Here is a 2,088-nt window from a genome sequence, read left to right on the forward strand (position 1 = left end):
CTGAAGAAAAATGGCGCGTTGAATGTTCCTTGTGGGTAACAGCAACCTAAGCTATCAGCTATCAGCGGTCAGCTGTCAGCGGTCAGCGGTCAGCTATCAGCGGTCAGCTTTTAGCTCACGCTACTTGAGGTGCCGTCAGCTTATTTTATTCAAAAGTACTGATTGCGCTACGCGCACGCTGCGCCAACAGTAGTTTGGCCACAGGCCGACATTTGATAGCTGATAGCTGATAGCTGATAACTGATAGCTTACGTCTAGAGATTTAATCAACTATGCGATCGCATCGACTATAGTAACCGTTGCGGAAACCTAACCGTTGCGGAAGCCTAACTGTTAAACAACCATGCGATCGCGTAGCGTGGCCAAAGGCCAATCGCGTAGCCTGGCCTTTGGCCAATCCCATAGTTAGCTGTCCGGTAAAAGAAGCCCCACATCCTAATGCGTAGCATAGGTGTGGGATGAATTTTACACAGACTCTTTCGGATCAGGGAAACGAGCTATCAAGCTTCTTATCAACTCAGAGTTGGTCATACCTCTACGATCGGCTTCCTGTCTTAGTTGCCTTTTTTCAAAATCAGTCAATCTAATCATCAAATTTTTATCCTTCATTGTGCGTTGACACCTGTAAATACTTGCGCTATACTAAGTATAGGTCGAAAAACAGGAGGCAGCAACGATGATAGCAGCGTATCAGTACCGGCTAAGACTAACAAAAGAACAGGCACAGAAAGTAGAAAAATGGCTAGATATGCTTCGACACCAGTACAACTACTTACTGGCTGATAGATTTAGATGGTACGAGCAAAGCCGCTGCTCAATCAATTCTTGTCCTCTTATTTGTAATGTCCCAGAATTAAGGGATAATCCAGACTATTTTTCACAGAAACGAACCCTTCCTCAATTAAAAAAGGATAGACCTTGGTACGCTGATATTCAGTCTCAAGTTTTACAAGACTGTGTAAAGCGTGTTGACTTAGCTTTTAAGCGATTCCTAAAAGGATACTGCAACGGAAAGAAGAGCGGAAGACCTAGATTCAAAGGCCAAAACAGGTATAAGTCTTTCACTTTCCCTTGTTTGTCCAAAAGTCCTATAGATGGAAACACCTTAACTCTTCCTAAGTTTGGAAAAGTTAAGATGATCTATCACAGACCTATCCCTGAAGGCTTCAAGGTAAAGACTGCTACTATAACTCGAAAGGCTGATGGTTATTACGTCACGCTTTCGATCCAAGATGACACAGTTCCAGAAATCTTACCACTAGAAAATGTGGCTAACCCTATCGGGATAGACATGGGACTTAAGTCCTTCTTGGTCAAGTCTGATGGGTCAGAGGTACCAATTCCTCAGTACTATCGTAAAGCCCAAAAGCGATTAAAGAAAATACAGAAAACTGTGAGCCGTTCCAAGAAAGGTAGCAATAACAGAAAAAAGGCTGTACTAAAACTTGGAAAGGCTCACAAAAAAGTCGCAGATACTAGAAAAGATTTTCATTTTAAGACAGCAAAAGAGCTATTAGCTGACCACGATCTAATAGCTCATGAAAAGCTGAATATCAAAGGACTAGCCAGGACTAAGCTAGCTAAATCAGTGTTAGATGCTGGGTGGGGTCAATTCCTGTCAATATTGTCAAACAAAGCCGTTCGCGTAGCGTGGCCTACGGCCTTAAATGCTGGTTTGAGAACGAAAGCAGTAAATCCTCGGAACACCAGTCAAAACTGTTCCAATTGTGGCAAAAAAGTGCCCAAAGAACTAAAAGACCGCATTCATTCTTGTCCTCATTGTGGATATACCGAGGACAGAGATGTAAATGCGGCCAGGAATATATTGAATTTGGCGGTGGGACGTCCCGTCAGAAGTAAAGCTTGCCGAGCAACCGAACCGTTGGGTGGTGTTGGCAAGAAGCCCACACTGAACCTGTAAAGGTCAGTGTGGGAGTACGTCACATCAAATCCCGATAATTGCCCAAACTTACGATATCCAGACAAAATCTTTCTCCCCCGACTCCCGACTCCCTCGGTGCGCTTACAGTCGTCGAATTAAATTCGCCACGGGTCGCACCGCTCCCGACTCCCGACTCCCGATTCCCG

3 protein-coding genes are annotated in these 2,088 nt (G+C 44.4%); 2 read left to right on the plus strand and 1 reads right to left on the minus strand.

Annotated features, from left to right (window positions below):
* Positions 1-31 precede the first annotated feature (31 nt).
* On the plus strand, positions 32-193 hold the full coding sequence (locus F6K20_RS35700; protein WP_287297982.1) for a hypothetical protein: 162 nt from the start codon (positions 32-34) through the stop codon (positions 191-193).
* A 69-nt stretch (positions 194-262) separates the two neighbouring features.
* Here the strand turns inward: F6K20_RS35700 and F6K20_RS35705 are convergent, their stop codons facing one another.
* A complete protein-coding gene (locus tag F6K20_RS35705) occupies positions 263-403 on the minus strand; it encodes a hypothetical protein (protein ID WP_154659808.1) in 141 nt (46 codons plus the stop codon).
* Between the two features lie 273 nt (positions 404-676).
* Here F6K20_RS35705 and F6K20_RS35710 point away from each other — a divergent pair, with 273 nt between their 5' ends.
* The gene (locus tag F6K20_RS35710; RefSeq protein ID WP_008184921.1) at positions 677-1,921 is read left to right on the plus strand and encodes an RNA-guided endonuclease InsQ/TnpB family protein; all 1,245 of its coding nucleotides are present in this window, start codon (positions 677-679) and stop codon (positions 1,919-1,921) included.
* Positions 1,922-2,088 lie beyond the last annotated feature (167 nt).

It is taken from the genome of Moorena sp. SIO2C4 (assembly GCF_010672485.1).
GTDB lineage: Bacteria > Cyanobacteriota > Cyanobacteriia > Cyanobacteriales > Coleofasciculaceae > Moorena > Moorena producens.

Coding starts and splice junctions, on each gene's coding strand:
- F6K20_RS35710 (WP_008184921.1), top strand. CDS start 677: ATGATAGCAGCGTATCAGTACCGGCTAAGACTAACAAAAGAACAGGCA.
- F6K20_RS35705 (WP_154659808.1), bottom strand. CDS start 403: ATGGGATTGGCCAAAGGCCAGGCTACGCGATTGGCCTTTGGCCACGCT.